The sequence below is a fragment of the Synechococcus sp. CS-197 genome, from assembly GCF_025128215.1.
GTDB lineage: Bacteria > Cyanobacteriota > Cyanobacteriia > PCC-6307 > Cyanobiaceae > Synechococcus_C.
In genome coordinates this window covers 187,758-202,823 of the sequence record NZ_JAHLZC010000017.1, presented here as the reverse complement: position 1 = coordinate 202,823, position 15,066 = coordinate 187,758, and the positions used below count along the sequence as shown (strand labels likewise).

Below are 15,066 nucleotides of genomic sequence, written 5' to 3'. Positions count from 1 at the left end.
GAAACACATGGGGGCAAAATCTAGGCATTGATGCCGGGAAGACCGGCGGGGAGGGCGGCAAGCCAGCCTCTGAGCTGGAGGTCGAACACTGCAGCGCCTGACTGACGGCTGAAAACCAACAGCAGACAAATCCCAAAGAGATAAAGAATCGACCAGCGGAACAGCCCCTTGGCACGTTCGGTGCTGTCGGGCTCAGCGCCAAGCCGTTCCACCATCTGCAGCAATCGTCCATTGAAAGGAAGCAGAAGCAGCCCATACAGCAAGCCCCCTTCGGGCAGAGCCCACACCCCCAGAAAGCTGAGGAGCACAGTGGCCCAGCCATAACGACGAATGGCCCGTGCCGTCACAACCGGACCCTTCACCACCGGCAGCATGGGAATGCCGACGGCACGGTAGTCATCGCGCAGAAGCAGAGCCAGAGCCCAAAAATGAGCCGGAGTCCACACCATGACCAGGGCAAACAACCACCACCCCCCGAGACCCACATGACCGGTGGCTGCGGCGGCGCCAACCAACGGAGGAATCGCCCCGGCCACCCCTCCGATCACGATGTTTTGGGTTGTCCGCGGCTTGAGAAGAGCGGTGTAAAGCAGCACATAACTGCACAGCCCAAGCAACGACAGACCCGCAGCCAGACAATTCACTCCGCTCACCAGCAAGGTGGCAGCGGCCAAAGCGCAAGACACCGCTCCAGCGAACGCCGCCGTGGGAGACAGGCGACCCGATGGCAAGGCCCGCCCGCTGGTGCGTTGCATGCGGCCGTCGAGCTCTTGCTCCCAGAGGCAATTGAGGACACCGGCAGCTGCGGCTGCCAGCGCACCCCCACCCAGGGTGCAAACCAATCGAGGCGATGACAGAGGCCAGCCTTCGGTGAGCGCCATCCCCCCCAGGGTGGTGGCCAACAGAAGAGGAATCAGCCGCGGCTTGGCCACTTCCAACCAGGCAGGAAGCTTGATGCGTTGTCTCGAAGGAACCACCTGCTCACGGGTGAGCGGGACTGCTGTGGCGGATGAACTAGCCATGACAAGTCTCCAGAGTTGGGGAGTCGAGAACGACAGAACGGGGAGTCGAGGGGGAGGGGGGCCGGCGGCAGCTGAGAGCGGCAAGGACGGCCACCAGAAGACAGGCCACGAGCTGATGCCCCACCGTCAAAGCCGGCTGAGACAGGCCCATGCGCAACGTGGACACCCCGAGGGCGACCTGAGCTACCACAAGCCCGAGGGCCGTAAGCAGCAGCGGCCATTGCTGCCGGGCCCAGCCACCGGCGAGAAGGGCAACACCAACAAACACAGCGACGGTGAGGGCCGCTGGCGTAGCAAAGGAGCGATGCCAATGCAGCCATTGACAGGACTGGCCGGCCTCAAGGCAGCGCTGGGCGGCCCAGGAGGTCGCCATCCGACCGCCCAGCAAGCTCTGCGCGGAGACAGCGACCACACTGAGGCCACCAAGCCAGGGCCACCAGCGAGGGGCGGGACTGGCCTTGGATCCGCTGAGCAGAACCTGGGTGAGACCACTCACGGAGATCACCAACGTCAGCGCCAGGGCCAGATGGGCGGTGACCACCACCGACGGCAGGAGTTGAAGCACGGTGAGTGCCCCCAGACCTCCCTGCAACGCCACCATCAGCACCAGAAGTGCGCTGAAGGGGAGCAACCAGGCCGGAAGATTGCGGCGGTACCACCACACGGCTGCAAGCTGCACGAGCAGCGCCATGCCCACGACGAACGCGTCAAGCCGATGGAACCATTCCAGAAAAACCTGCAGATTCATCTGCCGGCCAGGAAGGAACGTCCCGTAACAGAGCGGCCAGTCGGGACAGGCCAGACCGGCCTCCATCACCCGGGTGGCACCGCCAATCACCACCAGAGCCACGAGGGCCACCACGAGATGCGCGGCCAGCTGAGCGAGACGGAGACGAATCGAATCCAATGACGATGTAGTCAACGCCGACCCCCAGAAGAACCAGACATGTCTGAAACGTAGCGATCTGATTCAGAACGACACGCTCTATGCAGGAGTGCAACATGAAGCCACTGAATTAATGCGATTTCGCTGACATGGAGACGGTCAACCATGTCAAAACAGAGGAACTTCAGGCGTTTTTAACAATCACCCCATGGTGAATGACGCGGAGCTCCATAGCCTGAAGTTGCCTGCGATGAGGTCATCGTGCAGATCCCCTCAGCGATCGTCACTCTGGTGCTGGGGATGCTCCTCGTCCTCGGAGGACTGTGGATCGGCCAGAACATCAATCTGCTGCCCGTTGACGCCAGTACCAATGCACCCATTTATGACGAGCTGTTCCGAGTTCTTTTCAGCATCGGAACAATTCTGTTTCTCGGCATTGTTGGTCTGATCATTTTCAGCTTGGTGCGTTTCCGCCGTCGCCCAGGTCAACTCGGAGACGGCCTGGCCCTGGAGGGAAACCTCCCACTGGAAGTGTTCTGGACTGCTGTTCCAGCGATCGTGGTTCTGTTCGTTGGTCTCTTCAGTTACGACATTTACGAGCGCATGGGAGGGATGGCACCTCTGAGCCATGGTGACCATGGGGGAGCGATGCCAGCCGAGCAACGGATCTGGGGTGGCATCGGATCATCGGAAATCTCAACAACATCTTCAACATCACTGTTGCAACCCTTACCGGTTGAAGTCACAGCCATGCAATTTGCATTTCTGTTTCATTATCCGGACGGCGACATCATGTCTGGAGAACTTCATGTTCAGGCCGGACGACCCGTTTCTCTGCGCATGGAAGCAAAAGATGTCATCCATGCATTCTGGGTTCCTGAATTTCGCCTCAAACAGGATGTCATCCCAGGGCAACCAACAGTGTTGGATTTCACTCCGACCAGACCGGGCCGTTACCCCATCGTCTGCGCCGAGCTCTGTGGTCCTTATCACGGAGGCATGCGCTCAACCGTCGTCGTGGACAGCGCTGACGATTTCAATGCCTGGATTCAAGCGAACCGCAAGCCCCCTGTACAAGAGGCATGACTCTCACCGTTCCCCAGCAATCACCACCCGCTCCTCAATCCCTGCAGCCAACGGGGTGGTTGCGCTATTTGAGCTTCAGCGTTGACCACAAAGTGATCGGCCTGCAATACCTCGTCTGCGGGTTTGCGTTCTACCTGATCGGTGGAGCACTGGCAGGGGCAATCCGTACGGAGTTGGTCAGCCCAATCTCAGATTTCATGCCGCGAGATGTGTACAACCAGGTTCTCACCTTGCATGGCACGGTGATGATCTTTCTCTGGATTGTCCCCGTCGTGAACGGTGCATTCGGGAACTATCTGATTCCCTTTTACGTGGGCGCCCGTGACATGGCGTTCCCAAGGCTCAACGCCGTGGCGTTCTGGCTGATTCCTCCAGCCGGACTGCTTCTGATCAGCAGTTACTTCATCACCGGAGCAGCGCAATCGGGATGGACGGCCTACCCACCGCTCAGCCTGACAACACCGGCCAGTGGCCAGATTATCTGGATCTTGAGCGTGCTCTTACTGGGAGGAAGTTCCATCTTTGGAGGTATCAATTTCATTGCGACAATCCTGAAATTACGCCGGCCAGGCCTGAAATTGATGCAACTACCGATGTATTGCTGGGCCATGCTTGGCACCAGCATTCTGGTGGTGCTGTCCACACCGGTGCTGGCTGGAACATTGATCATGCTCAGCTTCGACATCGTGGCTCATACGGGTTTTTTCAATCCTGGGCTGGGTGGCAATGTTGTGGTGTATCAGCACTTGTTCTGGTTTTACTCCCATCCAGCGGTTTACATCATGGTGCTACCGGCCTTTGGCTTGGTGAGTGAAATCCTGCCCATTCATTGCCGTAAACCCCTGTTTGGCTACACCACCATGGTGTATTCGATCATGGCAATTGTGGTGCTGGGTTTGGTGGTGTGGGCCCATCACATGTTCACCAGCGGTACACCGCCTTGGATGCGACTGTTTTTCACGATCGCCACAGCATTCATCGCCGTACCAACAGGCATCAAATTTTTCAACTGGCTCGCCACTCTCTGGGGAGGGAAGATCAGCCTCAACAGCGCCGTCCTTTTCTCCTGTGGCTTCATCGTGAATTTTGTCCTCGGCGGCATCACCGGTGTGGCGCTGGCACAGGTTCCTTTCGATGTTCATGTCCATGACACCTACTTCGTTGTTGCCCATTTTCACTACATCGTCTATGGCGGCTCGGTGTTTGTGATTTTCGCCTCGATCTACCACTGGTACCCGAAGGTGACCGGGCGGCTGATGAATGAACATCTCGGCAGATTCCACTTCCTGCTCACCTTTGTTGGCTTCAACCTCTGCTTCGCACCGCAACACTGGCTTGGCCTGAATGGAATGCCCCGCCGGGTGGCGGAATACGACCCGCAGTTCCAACTGATCAACCAGTTCAGCAGTGTGGGTGCTTTATTGATGGCCATCAGCACACTCCCCTTCCTCTGGAATGTGATCGCCAGCGCCCTCCAGGGTGAGATCGCTGGCGACAATCCCTGGAATGCCCTCACTCCCGAATGGCTCACCTCCTCCCCGCCACCGGTGGAGAACTGGAAGGGAGAGGCACCGCTGGTCACCAATCCTTACGCCTACGGCACGCCAGAGAATGAGATCGATCTCAATTCCGTGAGCGGCAGTGATCTTTGGAGGAACGGACAATGACATCCCTCAGCCCACAGGATCAGGTCCAGGAGCAGCTCGAGCATCACGAAGCTGAACATCCTGATCACCGCATGTTCGGACTCGCCACATTCCTGGTGGCCGATGCCATGACGTTTGCCGGCTTCTTTGCCGCTTATCTCACATTCAAGGCCGTCAACCCACTGCTGCCAGGGGCGATCTACGAGCTGGAACTCCCCCTGCCCACTCTCAATACCATCCTGTTGCTGGTGAGCAGCGCCACATTCCATCGTGCGGGGGTGAATTTGCGCAAAGGCTGCAACGAACGCTGCCGCGCCTGGCTCCTGGGAACAGCAGTGCTCGGGCTGGCTTTTCTCGTCAGTCAGATGGTGGAGTACTTCACGCTGCCTTTTGGCCTCGCCGACAATCTCTACGCGAGCACGTTCTATGCCCTCACAGGATTTCACGGCCTGCATGTCACGCTTGGAGCCTTGATGATCCTGATTGTGTGGTGGCAGTGCCGCACGCCCTCAGGGAGAGTTAGCGCCAGCAATCATTTTCCCCTCGAAGCCGCTGAGCTCTACTGGCATTTCGTGGATGGGATCTGGGTGATTCTCTTCGTCATTCTCTACCTGATCTAAGCAAGCCTCTGCCGCACAGCCGGACCCGATTTCCAGTCGATTCCTTGCCCTCAGGGCTGTCTGAAGCCACAATTGTTGTGTCTCTCTCAATTGAGATGCTGGTTGGAGACGAATTGCTATCGAAGGCTCGGGCTCTTAGTAACCGGCCTGAAGATGAAATCGCACGGGGGTGCGGCTACGTCGGCCCGAGTGGCCGCGTTCTGCGCAAAAGCTTCTATCGCGCTCTCGTTGAAGCCAAGGGCTACAAACTTCCCTCCACTTCACCCAACCCGGGCGGACCGCGTGGCCGTCAGGCTGAATTTCGAACGCGGGTGCACGGCAATGGCAACCTCCTCATCGGCCATGCCTACACCCGCCGCTTGGGACTCACCCCGGGCCAGGAATTCAGGATTGAACTCAACAAGGACACCGGCACGATCGCTCTCAATCCCATGAACGCAGCCGATAGTCCCGACAACAACGGCGAAGACTGAAACAGGACCGGCTGATCATGCTGAGTCAGCCGGTCCTGCGTTGGTGATGATTGCTAAGCCTCGGGACTCAATCAGGCCCGAATCAGGCCGCAGCCGGCGGATCCTGACCGTCGTGCATTGAGCTGCTGAACACAATCAGCTCGAGACCACTGAACAGGAAGCTGATTCCCACCAGGGTGCCGAGGACCCAAAGCAATCCCCAGAATTTCAAGGTGACGATCAAGATCCCAAGGATGAAGGTGACCACGCCATTGGCGATGGCCCAGCCAGCTCCTGGACGGTTGGTATGAGCCAAGCCGCTGAAGAAGGCCACCACACCCTCCACAAGGAAAACGATTCCGATCGCCAGGGCAAAGGCAGCGACCTGCTGAGCTGCCTCAGCAGGGTCCCGGAAGTTACTGATCATCGAGGCGCCGGCCACGATGAACAGGGTTGATACCACCAGGCGCCAGAAGCAGATCCAACGGCCCATCCGCCCGGAACGGGCCAGATTGCTGATCCAACCCACCAGGCCACCGATCAGGAACAGCACGGCGATCACACCGGTGGTCCAGAACGAGGCGATCACAGGAAACACCAGGGCAAGGATGCCGAGAACGATCAGCAGGATTCCCTCGGCAATGGCAAAGGCCTTGAAGGTTCCAAGGGAACCGGAGCGGTCCTCAGAGCTCATGAAAGGTTCAGTAGGAACATCTCCTGAAAGGTATTGACGGTGCACGATTCTTGCCAGGGTTTGTGCTGAGCTCTCATCCCCAGCCATGGGCGGAGAGCCAGTCAGCGCTGAGTTCCCCGCTTGGTGTTCCCCCATCACCGGCTGCGAGGAGCCGTTCGGTGTACCGCGCCAGCAGATCGATCTCCAGATTCACGTCGTCTCCGACGGCAAGATCCCTCAGGGCAGTCACCGACCAGGTGTGGGGAATCACGGCAACCCAGAAGCGTGTGCCCTGATCGCGGCTCCCGGCCACGGTGAGGCTGATGCCGTTGACGGCCACGCTGGCCTTATCGCAGATGTAGCGACCGAAATGGGACTCCTTCCAGCGCAGTTCCACCGTCCAGGACTGGGGAAGCGCCTCGATCGAGACCACCTCGCCCGTGCCATCCACGTGCCCACTCACGAGATGCCCCCCCAGTCGGTCCGACAGTCGCAGGGCGGGCTCGAGGTTCACAGCCCCACCTCGGGAGGCCTTGCGGCCCAGTGACGTCCTTTGCAGGGTCTCCTCGCTCACATCAGCGAGGAAGCCGTCACCCACCAGTGACGCCACGGTGAGGCACACACCATCAACGGCAACGCTGTCGCCGAGCTGAAGCGGCGCAAACGCGGCGCAGCCCTCCACGAGCAGGCCCCGGCCCCGGCGTTCCACCCGTCCCACCGCTTGCACCAACCCCGTGAACATCGGTTCTCTTCCGTGCCCTCATCCCTGGTCATAATCGATACAGCGGCGGAGCCGTCCGTGGTGGAGATGAGTGTGGCCGGCATCGCCCTTGATGCCAGCAGCAGAAGTCCGATCGTGCTGCTGCGCGACCCGTCGAGGCGCCGTCAGGTGCCGATCTGGATCGATCAGGCCCAAGCCCACAACATCATGGCCGGCCTGAACGGAACGCCCCAGCCGCGCCCCCTGAGCCATGACTTGATGGCCGCTTTGCTTGAGGCGGGAGGTCTCCAGCTCGAGCGCGTGATCATCCATGCCATTGAAGACAGCACGTTTCGGGCCGTGCTGCGCCTCAGGCACGAGCAGGACGATGCCCAGCCCGGTGCGCAGGGGGCGATCGACACGGAAGCAGAGTCGGAGGCGGAGTGCCTCGCGGAGATCGATGCCCGTCCGAGTGACGCCATCGCCCTGGCCATCCGCACCGGCAGCAGCATCTGGATGCTGGAGGAGGTGGTCGCTGAGGCCTCAATCGCCGTGGATGCGGAAGCCGACGCTGAGGATCAGGATGAATTCCGCCGTTTTCTCGATCAAGTCAGCCCCGCTGCGCTAGTGCGCCACCTGAAAAGCAGGGACTCGGGGAATCCCAACGACGCACCCACCGACTCACCCGAGGTTTGAGCAACGCACCCGCGCCACTGACCCAGCGGCGCGCCTTCGGCGACGGCCCCGCGGTGAGCCTGTTCACCCTCGGAACGATGCGAGCGCTGCAATCACCGGAGCAGATGCTGTCTGTGCTGCGCAGCGCCCGCGACGCCGGCATCAACCACGTCGAGACAGCACCGGCCTACGGTCCAGCGGAGACCTTTCTGGGACAAGCGCTCAAGCAGCTGGATCAGGAGGGGGCCACGCCTGCACAGGGCGACTGGGTCATCACCAGCAAACTGTTGCCCGGTCAGACCCTCGACCAAGCGCGTCGAGCCCTTGATGCCAGCTTGGAACGGCTGAATCGTCCCCGGCTTGAGAACCTGGCGATCCATGGCATCAACCGGCAAGAGCATCTCCACTGGGCTTTGACCGGTGATGGGGCACAGCTGATCGACTGGGCACTGACCAGCGGCAGAGTTGGGCAGGTGGGCTTCACCAGTCATGGATCCAACGCGCTGATCCAGCAAGCCATCCAAAGCGGTCGCTTCCGCTTCTGCGGCCTTCACCTGCACGTTCTGGATCCGCAGCGCATCCCCTTGGCAGCCGAAGCTTTAAGCCAGCAGATGGGTGTGCTCGCCATCTCCCCGGCCGACAAGGGCGGACGTCTGCAGGCACCCAGCGATCAACTGATCAGCGACTGCGCTCCCTTCACTCCCCTGGCACTGGCTTACCGCTTTCTGCTCGCTGCAGGCGTGAGCACACTCACGCTGGGAGCAGAGAGAGCCAGCGACCTGACCCTGGCCGCCGCACTCGCCAACCAGGACGGCCCCCTGAGCGAGCAGGAAGCTGCAGTTCTTGCGCGCCTGCAAGAACTGCGCAAGGAACGCTTAGGCACGGAGTTCTGCGCGCAATGCCGTGCCTGCCTGCCCTGTCCGCGCGAGGTGCCGATTCCCGAGTTGCTGCGACTGCGCAATCTGACCCTTGGCCACGATCTCAGGGAGTTCGCGGAAGAGCGTTACAACCTGATCGGCCGAGCCGGGCACTGGTGGGAAACGGTGAAGGCGGATGCCTGCGCACACTGCGGCGACTGTCTGCCGCGCTGTCCCCATCACTTGCCGATTCCCAACCTGCTCGGTGACACCCACCGCAGGCTTGCCGCGGCGCCGCGACGGCGCCTATGGGGCTGAGGTGCTCCATCGCTGCTGCAGACGCAGCACCTCAGCAGCGGTGGGTGGGTAGAGGGTCCAAGCGCGCAGCCAGACCTCCTGAGGAGGAAGCACGAGATCGCGCAGATCGGTTGCAATGCGACCACCTGCCTCGAGAAGCTCTTCGCGCGGGAGTGGCGGAATCCAACCCTGAGCCAAAAGGCGCGTGAGCAAAGGAGGTGTCCAGGCCTCGCTCACCCAGGCCTGAGGCAGGGGCTCCGCCGTGTCCGCAGGCCGGGCCAGCAGAGTCCAGTGCAGGGGAGATCCACTGTTGGGCAGCACGGCAGTGAGGCGAGGATCCCGCTTCAGAGCCTGCATGCAGCGCTGGAGAGGCAGCACAGCCACCCGGGCATCGCCCTGCAGAAGCCAATTAAGGCCATAGCGATCGTCAAAGCTGATGGCCGCCTGCCTGAGGCGACGAAGCCCATCGGAACGATCCATGTGATCCGCCAGGGAGATCAGCAGGCGTGGGCTGGCCGGCAGCAGAACCTTGCCCTTGAGGGCCGGATCCAGCAAGGTCATCCAACCGTCGTCCGCCGGCGGAAGCGCCCGACCTTCGCGGCGAAACACCAGCACATAGGGACTGACGCCCACCGGAAGAAGCTTGGACCTCCATTCCGGTGGAGCGTCCTCAAGGAAGCGCTGGCCAAGCGCTCCAAGCCTGGCGGCCAGCGCAGGAGCGGCCACCGACTGAAGCTGATCTGGAGTCAGCGACGACCACCAGCCATCCGTCAGGGCCAGGAGATCCGTGGGATTGGGCCAAGGGGTCTGGAACGGCGTTGATCCACTCAGGGGTTCAAACCGCCAGGGTGCAGGGAGCTGGCGACGCCACAGCGAAGGAAGAATGTCCGCCGGGGCACGGAGCGTCGGCCTACTCCTCCCTTGCGCACACCCCGCCAGGCCTGCCGCCAGGCCAAGAGCACCGATCTGCAGCAACGTCCTTCGACGCAGGAGTGGCGGGGAGGACGGGGCAGCCTTCATGACCCGAACCTAAGGGGCGGGCGGACGCCGACCCTGGGCCTGCAGCAACCGATCCATCGCATCGTCACACCCCTGCAGCAGCGTGCCGTGGTCCACCCCGCGCAAGGCCGCCAGCAGGGCCAGCCCCCCGGCACCCACCCCTTCCTTCACGTAACCGGATTCAAAGTCGCGCAATTGTTGATGGCGACTGTGGGAGAACCGCAACCCCGCTGCATAGGCCTCCAAGGCAATGCCGAAGTGCTGTTCAAGGCGAAGCAGCAGGGCTTCGAGGGATGAGGAACCGGTCGCTGACTCCAGCGATTCCGTCGCCAACCATGCCGTGGTCCCCAGCATCACCCTGTGGCAGAGAAGTTGCCGCTGGTGTGCTGGCAGCGCTGCCAACGCAAGAGCCAGCACCGCCACCATCTGGCTGCCTCCGGCCAGAAGGATGGGTTGATCCCTCTCCACCGCCCCCAGCAACACACCCATCGTGAGCGCCTGAAAAGGATCCCCAACCGCCGCCAGCAGCGCCTGCGGATCAGTGGTGCCAGGCGCGATCGCCGACAGCCCCTCTGCGACAAGCTCCTGCTTGAGCGCCATCGGTGGATGCAGAGCGCTTCCACTCACGAGTTGGGTCACAGGAAGACCGAGGCCCGTGAGCACCGCCAGCGCCGTTGTGGTCCCACCCGGCACGCACTCCGCCAAAACCAGGGGCCTGCGCAGGTTGCGGCCCATGCGTGTCCCCCGGTGGATCAGCTGGTCCACTCGCTCGGGGTCCATCGCGGCACCACCGCTGATGCAGCGCGCAGGACCATGGCGCGGGGCCTCGAAGCGAAGATGGGGGAAGGGAGGCTCAATCGCAAGCCCAAGGGCTGCCACCTGGAGATTGAGCGGGATTGTTTCGGCAACAACCCTGCTGATCAACGCTGGTGACACGCCTGCAGGGAGCGGGGGCAGCGGCCAGCGCGGAGGCACACCCGGGCCATGAATCAGCAGCTCGGCATCGGCGAGAGCCGTGGTGCGACGCGCTGCTGCCGTGCATCCAGCAGCGGAGATCCCTGGAACCTCAGCGGAGCGGGTGGAGGCGAGCACCAGCAAACAGTCCGGCGTGGGTAACGCCTGGGATTGCCAGCGGTTGCGTAGGGCTGTGGCTCCGGCTCCCGGGGATGCCCCTGTCAACCGGCGACAGCCGGCAGGGAGCTCAGAGGGGATCGAGGGCAACCAGACCATGCAGAAGACGGGGCGGCTCTGGCACTGGAGCCTTCAGCCGGGGAAAGATCCAATAGGCCAAGGCATGGAGGGCCAGCACATAAATCAGCTGCTGAATAACCACCAGAACCAGGGCCATGACTTGCACCAACAGCAAATCCGGCGCGAGCGGGAGCTGAAGCAGCTCAAGCAGGCGATCGAGCAGCCCGGCGCCAGCTCGGGTGATCACAACCCAGAGGTTCTCACCCACCAGTAAGGAGAGCGCCACGACTCTCACCAAAAAACCAGCGGCTCCGATCACCACACCCAAGCCCCAACTGATCCACCAGCTCTGCCGATGCTGCCAGCACCAGCCCAGCCAGAGCGATAGCAATCCATAGGGGAAGAGCATCAAGGGGCCTCGAACGGGCCCCATCAAGGCGATCAGCAACAGAATCGAGACCGCCAGTCCCTCGAGGCCCGCACGGCCACCGCGACGCACCGTCAACAAGGCCAGGGGCAGGGGAAGAGCCAGCCGGAAGAGTGAGCCACCCACTGGGAGGTAGTAAAGGGCAAGCCAGATCAGAGCAGCGGCGGCCGCCAAATACGAGCACTCCATCATGCGCAGAGCCTGTCGGTGGCTGAGAGCTGGAGGCATCAGGGCGTTGCAGCGGATCGGTCATCCATGGGCGCAGCCGGCTGGGCCGTGGAGATTTTCTCAATGGTTTCCACTTCAAAACCAATTCCGGCCTTGCGCAGGGCCTCGGTGACGCCCTCAGCCGGCGCGGCTGGATCCGCCGACGACAGTCGGATGGTGATGCGATACGGCAGCGTGCGCCCGCTGGTGGTGCGAGGAGGATTGGCTTCAGCCACCCCTGCCTGGCTGTTCACCGCCTTGCTGTCCAGGGAGTCAGCCGTGCCTGGATCCTCTTGGCCTGAATCAGCCACTGGATCGGCCTTCACGGGCTTGTCCTTCTCTGGCTTGTCCTTCTCCGACTCGGTTGTCCCTTGCTCGGCCTTGGCCTGAACGGGTCGCGGTGCGTCTTCTGCTGCCGGCTGGGAGGTTGGATCGTCGAAACTGTCCGACAGCCGTTGGCCGAACGGCGTGCCGTCACAGGCCTGCAGAAGCATCAACGCCAGCAGTACCCCGGGGAGCAGCCTCAGGGTCATCAGGAATCAGCGGGCCGGATCACCCGCACCGCACTCGCCCGGAGCCGTCCCGACTTGGTGGTGGCCGGGGGCTTTTTCGCCGCTGGTTTCGCCGCTGGTTTTTTGGCGGCAGGTTTCTTCGCCGCCGGCTTTTTGGCAGCCGCGGATTTGCGACTGCTGGATTTTTTCGTTGAGGCCTTCGCGGCCAGCAGCTCGACTGCTTCCTCGAGGGTGATGTCGTCCGCACCCTTGCCTTCAGGCAGCGAAGCATTGACCTTGCCCTGCTTCACGTACAAGCCGTAAGGGCCGTCGTACACCTGAATGGTCTCCTCGCTTCCCTCCGGTTTCCCCAAGTCCTTGAGGGCTGTGCGACCGCCGCGGCCACGCTTGGGCATCGCCAGCAGCTCAAGGGCACGGGTCAGGCCAACGGCCAGCACATCGTCATCCCCTTTCAGCGATCGGTAGTCCTTTTCGCCTTTGCCCTTGTCCCACACCACGTAGGGACCGAAACGACCGAGGCCTGCCTGAACCTTGCCACCATCAGGGTGCTCGCCAAGCAAACGCGGCAGACGCAGCAAGCCAAGCGCGTCGTCGAGGTTGAGGTCCTCAGGTTTCACCCCTTTGGGCAGCGACGCTCGCTTGGGCTTCGGGTTCTCATCACTCACCTGCCCGCGTTGCACGTAAGGGCCGTACTGCCCGAACAGCAAATACACCAGGTCGCCGGTTTCGGGATCTTCGCCCAACGCTTCAGGGCCATCGGCCTTCTGCTTGAGGATCAATTCCGCCTGGTCGGCATCGAGATCCGCGGGGGTGATTTCCCTCGGCAGCGTGGCCTTGATCAGTTCCTCCTCGCCATCGTCTCCGACGCGTTTCGACTCCAGATAGGCACCGAAACGACCAATCCGCACCACGCACGGCAGGCCTTCGAGATCAATGGTGCGGGAGGCACCGGGATCGATATCCCCTTCCCGTTGATGAACCTGGGATTCAAGCCCTTGGTCACCTTTGTAAAACCCCTCGAGATAGGGAAGCCATTGCACGGTTCCATGGGAGATCTCGTCGAGGGTGTTCTCCATCCGGGCCGTGAACCCCGGATCCACCAGATCAGGGAAATGCTCCTCAAGCAACGATGTCACCGCGAAGGCGGTGAAGCTCGGGGTGAGGGAATTGTTCAGCAGGGTGGCGTATCCACGGTCCACGATCGTGCCGATGATCGAGGCATAGGTGGAGGGCCGGCCGATGCCTTCCTTCTCCAACATCTTCACCAGAGACGCTTCGCTGAACCGCGCTGGTGGCTGGGTCTGGTGGCCGAGAGCTTCCACCTCCTTCAGGGATGGTGCGTCGCCAACACTCAGCGAGGGGAGCAGCACTTCCTGGCCTTCCAGGGCCGCATCAGGATCATCACTGCCCTCCACATAGGCACGGAAAAATCCCGGGAAATCGATGCGCTTGCCGCTGGCCTTGAACACGGCGTCGGCAGCGTTGAGATCCACCGAGAGCATGGTCAAACGCGCCTCAGCCATCTGACTGGCCACGGTGCGCTTCCAGATCAGCTCATACAGGGCCAGATCCCGCCCGTCCAGGCCCGTCTCCTGGGGAGCCCGGAAACTCTCGCCGGCGGGGCGGATCGCTTCATGGGCTTCCTGGGCATTGCGGGACTTGGTGCTGAACTGGCGCACCGACTTGCTGAGGTACTCCTTGCCGTAGCGGGATTCCACACAGCTGCGTGCTGCGCTGATGGCCTGATCCGACAGATGCACCGAATCCGTTCGCATGTAGGTGATGAAGCCCCGCTCATAGAGCCCTTGAGCGCAGCGCATCGTCTCCCGCGCCGACAACCGCAGCTTCCGGTTTGATTCCTGTTGAAGGGTGCTGGTGGTGAAGGGCGGCACTGGGCGACGCACCGTGGGTTTCTCCTCCACGGCCGTCACGCTCCAGTCCGCGGCCTCAACAGCGGCGGACAGCTTGCGGGCTTCCTCCTCGCTGAGCAACCGCACCTTGCTGCCTTCTTTCAGACCACCGGTGCTCTCGTCGAAATCATTGCCAGTGGCAATGCGCTGCCCCTCGAGGTGGGTGAGCTTGGCTTCAAAACGCGTGCCAGCTTTCTCAAGCGCGGCCTTGAGGTCCCAGTAACTGCCGCTTCGGAACGCCCTTCGGGCCCGTTCCCGTTGCACCAGCAAGCGCACAGCCACCGACTGAACGCGGCCCGCGGACAACCCCCAGGCCACCTTCTTCCACAGCAGTGGCGACAGGGTGTAGCCCACCAATCGGTCGAGGATGCGACGGGTCTCCTGGGCATGCACGAGCTCCATATCGAGCTCCCGGGTCTGATCAAGAGCGCGCCCGATCGCCTCCTTGGTGATCTCGTGAAACACCATCCGTTTCACAGGCACCTTGGGGGCCAGAAGCTGCAGGAGATGCCAACTGATGCTTTCGCCTTCGCGGTCTTCGTCCGTCGCCAGCAGAAGCTGATCCGCTCCCTTCAGCGCATCCTTGAGCTCCCGAACAATCTTCTTCTTGTCCTTCGGCACCACGTAGAGCGGCTCGAAGTCGGCTTCGGTGTTGACACCGAGATTGGCCCATTTCTGCCCTTTATGAGCCGCCGGAATCTCGCTGGCGTTGTTCGGAAGGTCACGCACATGGCCCATGGACGCCTCCACCCGGAAGGCCTTGGGCAGGAATCCACGGATGGTGCGGGCCTTGGTAGGGCTCTCAACGATGACCAGGGTGTGCGCCACAGGCGGGCCGATAACCGTCCCCTTCTTTATCGCACCGCCGCACCGGCTGCAGCGAATTCACCAATGATCTCAAGCCTG

15 protein-coding genes are annotated in these 15,066 nt (G+C 61.8%); 6 read left to right on the top strand and 9 right to left on the bottom strand.

The genetic code is table 11. The features are described from left to right. Positions 1-20: 20 nt before the first annotated feature. Together KQ296_RS08055 and KQ296_RS08050 are read right to left on the bottom strand one after the other, a co-directional pair. Positions 21-1,022, bottom strand: a complete 1,002-nt coding sequence (locus KQ296_RS08055) for a heme o synthase (RefSeq protein WP_011933767.1) — start codon at positions 1,020-1,022, stop codon at positions 21-23. Next, positions 1,015-1,944, bottom strand: a complete 930-nt coding sequence (locus KQ296_RS08050) for a heme A synthase (RefSeq protein ID WP_041428656.1) — start codon at positions 1,942-1,944, stop codon at positions 1,015-1,017. The genes KQ296_RS08055 and KQ296_RS08050 overlap by 8 nt, the downstream gene beginning before the upstream one ends. Before the next feature lie 225 nt (positions 1,945-2,169). Here KQ296_RS08050 and KQ296_RS08045 point away from each other — a divergent pair, with 225 nt between their 5' ends. The 4 genes from KQ296_RS08045 to KQ296_RS08030 all read left to right on the top strand — a co-directional run bounded on the left by KQ296_RS08045 (position 2,170) and on the right by KQ296_RS08030 (position 5,733). Then, complete coding sequence (locus tag KQ296_RS08045) at positions 2,170-2,994, top strand: cytochrome c oxidase subunit II (protein ID WP_259726434.1); 825 nt, start codon at positions 2,170-2,172, stop codon at positions 2,992-2,994. Beyond that, positions 2,991-4,661 (top strand): cytochrome c oxidase subunit I, encoded by a 1,671-nt coding sequence (ctaD, locus tag KQ296_RS08040; RefSeq protein ID WP_011933770.1) that lies wholly within the window; start codon positions 2,991-2,993, stop codon positions 4,659-4,661. The genes KQ296_RS08045 and ctaD overlap by 4 nt, the downstream gene beginning before the upstream one ends. Beyond that, complete coding sequence (locus KQ296_RS08035; RefSeq protein WP_011933771.1) at positions 4,658-5,260, top strand: cytochrome c oxidase subunit 3; 603 nt, start codon at positions 4,658-4,660, stop codon at positions 5,258-5,260. The genes ctaD and KQ296_RS08035 overlap by 4 nt, the downstream gene beginning before the upstream one ends. Positions 5,261-5,355: 95 nt before the next feature. After that, a complete protein-coding gene (locus tag KQ296_RS08030) occupies positions 5,356-5,733 on the top strand; it encodes an AbrB family transcriptional regulator (RefSeq protein ID WP_011933772.1) in 378 nt (125 codons plus the stop codon). 82 nt (positions 5,734-5,815) lie between these two features. On the opposite strand, the gene KQ296_RS08025 is transcribed toward KQ296_RS08030, so the two are convergent. Together KQ296_RS08025 and KQ296_RS08020 are read right to left on the bottom strand one after the other, a co-directional pair. After that, a complete protein-coding gene (locus tag KQ296_RS08025) occupies positions 5,816-6,406 on the bottom strand; it encodes an HdeD family acid-resistance protein (protein WP_011933773.1) in 591 nt (196 codons plus the stop codon). A gap of 73 nt (positions 6,407-6,479) precedes the next feature. After that, positions 6,480-7,127, bottom strand: coding sequence for a riboflavin synthase (locus tag KQ296_RS08020; RefSeq protein ID WP_011933774.1), 648 nt, complete (start codon positions 7,125-7,127; stop codon positions 6,480-6,482). Between the two features lie 66 nt (positions 7,128-7,193). On the opposite strand from KQ296_RS08020, the gene KQ296_RS08015 reads away from it, so the two are divergent. Both KQ296_RS08015 and KQ296_RS08010 read left to right on the top strand, forming a co-directional pair. Continuing rightward, positions 7,194-7,781 (top strand): bifunctional nuclease family protein, encoded by a 588-nt coding sequence (locus KQ296_RS08015; protein ID WP_259726443.1) that lies wholly within the window; start codon positions 7,194-7,196, stop codon positions 7,779-7,781. A gap of 77 nt (positions 7,782-7,858) precedes the next feature. Next, positions 7,859-8,935, top strand: a complete 1,077-nt coding sequence (locus tag KQ296_RS08010) for an aldo/keto reductase (protein ID WP_050815938.1) — start codon at positions 7,859-7,861, stop codon at positions 8,933-8,935. On the opposite strand, the gene KQ296_RS08005 is transcribed toward KQ296_RS08010, so the two are convergent. The 5 genes from KQ296_RS08005 to topA are packed head-to-tail and all read right to left on the bottom strand — an operon-like array spanning position 8,924 to position 14,988. Further along, complete coding sequence (locus KQ296_RS08005; protein WP_011933777.1) at positions 8,924-9,934, bottom strand: hypothetical protein; 1,011 nt, start codon at positions 9,932-9,934, stop codon at positions 8,924-8,926. The genes KQ296_RS08010 and KQ296_RS08005 overlap by 12 nt on opposite strands. A 9-nt stretch (positions 9,935-9,943) precedes the next feature. Continuing rightward, the gene (locus KQ296_RS08000) at positions 9,944-11,143 is read right to left on the bottom strand and encodes a nicotinate-nucleotide--dimethylbenzimidazole phosphoribosyltransferase (protein ID WP_011933778.1); all 1,200 of its coding nucleotides are present in this window, start codon (positions 11,141-11,143) and stop codon (positions 9,944-9,946) included. Continuing rightward, a complete protein-coding gene (locus KQ296_RS07995) occupies positions 11,115-11,759 on the bottom strand; it encodes a DUF2232 domain-containing protein (protein WP_011933779.1) in 645 nt (214 codons plus the stop codon). Before KQ296_RS07995 ends, KQ296_RS08000 begins: the two co-directional genes overlap by 29 nt. Continuing rightward, entirely contained in the window at positions 11,759-12,271 is a 513-nt protein-coding gene (locus tag KQ296_RS07990) for a hypothetical protein (protein WP_011933780.1), read from the bottom strand. Before KQ296_RS07990 ends, KQ296_RS07995 begins: the two co-directional genes overlap by 1 nt. Beyond that, on the bottom strand, positions 12,271-14,988 hold the full coding sequence (gene topA, locus KQ296_RS07985) for a type I DNA topoisomerase (protein WP_011933781.1): 2,718 nt from the start codon (positions 14,986-14,988) through the stop codon (positions 12,271-12,273). Before topA ends, KQ296_RS07990 begins: the two co-directional genes overlap by 1 nt. Between the last annotated feature and the right edge of the window lie 78 nt (positions 14,989-15,066).

Bases quoted from the DNA above. Each gene is read 5' to 3' on its own strand.
- KQ296_RS08030 (WP_011933772.1), top strand. From the start codon at position 5,356: ATGCTGGTTGGAGACGAATTGCTATCGAAGGCTCGGGCTCTTAGTAAC.
- ctaD (WP_011933770.1), top strand. From the start codon at position 2,991: ATGACTCTCACCGTTCCCCAGCAATCACCACCCGCTCCTCAATCCCTG.
- KQ296_RS08015 (WP_259726443.1), top strand. From the start codon at position 7,194: ATGAGTGTGGCCGGCATCGCCCTTGATGCCAGCAGCAGAAGTCCGATC.
- KQ296_RS07995 (WP_011933779.1), bottom strand. From the start codon at position 11,759: ATGCCTCCAGCTCTCAGCCACCGACAGGCTCTGCGCATGATGGAGTGC.
- KQ296_RS08020 (WP_011933774.1), bottom strand. From the start codon at position 7,127: ATGTTCACGGGGTTGGTGCAAGCGGTGGGACGGGTGGAACGCCGGGGC.
- KQ296_RS08005 (WP_011933777.1), bottom strand. From the start codon at position 9,934: ATGAAGGCTGCCCCGTCCTCCCCGCCACTCCTGCGTCGAAGGACGTTG.
- KQ296_RS08035 (WP_011933771.1), top strand. From the start codon at position 4,658: ATGACATCCCTCAGCCCACAGGATCAGGTCCAGGAGCAGCTCGAGCAT.
- KQ296_RS07990 (WP_011933780.1), bottom strand. From the start codon at position 12,271: ATGACCCTGAGGCTGCTCCCCGGGGTACTGCTGGCGTTGATGCTTCTG.
- KQ296_RS08000 (WP_011933778.1), bottom strand. From the start codon at position 11,143: ATGGTCTGGTTGCCCTCGATCCCCTCTGAGCTCCCTGCCGGCTGTCGC.
- KQ296_RS08025 (WP_011933773.1), bottom strand. From the start codon at position 6,406: ATGAGCTCTGAGGACCGCTCCGGTTCCCTTGGAACCTTCAAGGCCTTT.
- KQ296_RS08055 (WP_011933767.1), bottom strand. From the start codon at position 1,022: ATGGCTAGTTCATCCGCCACAGCAGTCCCGCTCACCCGTGAGCAGGTG.
- KQ296_RS08010 (WP_050815938.1), top strand. From the start codon at position 7,859: ATGCGAGCGCTGCAATCACCGGAGCAGATGCTGTCTGTGCTGCGCAGC.